We start from the raw sequence: 939 nt of genomic DNA, 5'->3' as shown, positions 1-939 counted from the left end.
GAATTCTGACCGTAAGGACAGGTGGAGCGCATACAAGTGAGAATGCCGGTATAAGTAACGAAAAGATCAGTGAGAATCTGATCCGCCGAAAACCTAAGGGTTCCTGAGGAAGGCTCGTCCGCTCAGGGTAAGTCGGGACCTAAGGCGAGGCCGAAAGGCGTAGTCGATGGACAACAGGTGGAAATTCCTGTACCACCGTAGCCGTTATGAGCAATGGAGTGACGCAGAAGGATAGTGACGCGAGCTGATGGATGCTCGTCCAAGCAGTGAGGCTGGTTAGTAGGCAAATCCGCTAACCGTAAGGCTGGGCTGTGATGGGGAGGGAAACTTAAGTACCGAAGGTCATGAGTTCACACTGCCAAGAAAAGCTTCTAGCCAGGCGAAGGTGCCCGTACCGCAAACCGACACAGGTGGGTGAGAAGAGAATTCTAAGGCGCGCGGAAGAACTCTCGTTAAGGAACTCGGCAAAATGACCCCGTAACTTCGGGAGAAGGGGTGCCTCGGTAGGGTGAATAGCCCGAGGGGGCCGCAGTGAAAAGGCCCAAGCGACTGTTTAGCAAAAACACAGGTCTGTGCGAAGCCGCAAGGCGAAGTATACGGGCTGACGCCTGCCCGGTGCTGGAAGGTTAAGAGGAGTGGTTAGGGGCAACCCGAAGCTATGAATTGAAGCCCCAGTAAACGGCGGCCGTAACTATAACGGTCCTAAGGTAGCGAAATTCCTTGTCAGGTAAATTCTGACCCGCACGAATGGCGTAACGACTTGGGCGCTGTCTCAACGAGAGATCCGGTGAAATTTTAATACCTGTGAAGATGCAGGTTACCCGCGACAAGACGGAAAGACCCCATGGAGCTTTACTGCAGCTTGATATTGGACTTTGGTACGATCTGTACAGGATAGGTGGGAGCCTTTGAAGCCTGAGCGCCAGCTTGGGTGGAGGC

Annotated in this window: 1 rRNA gene; it reads left to right on the top strand. The window is 53.6% G+C overall.

Features of this window, described 5'->3' with window-relative positions:
- A 23S ribosomal RNA gene (locus tag A8709_RS01640) occupies nt 1-939 on the top strand; the annotation flags it as partial.

It is taken from the genome of Paenibacillus pectinilyticus (assembly GCF_001700435.1).
Lineage (GTDB): Bacteria > Bacillota > Bacilli > Paenibacillales > NBRC-103111 > Paenibacillus_E > Paenibacillus_E pectinilyticus.
Note: the sequence above shows the minus strand (reverse complement) of the source record. Positions and strands in the feature narration are given on the sequence as shown.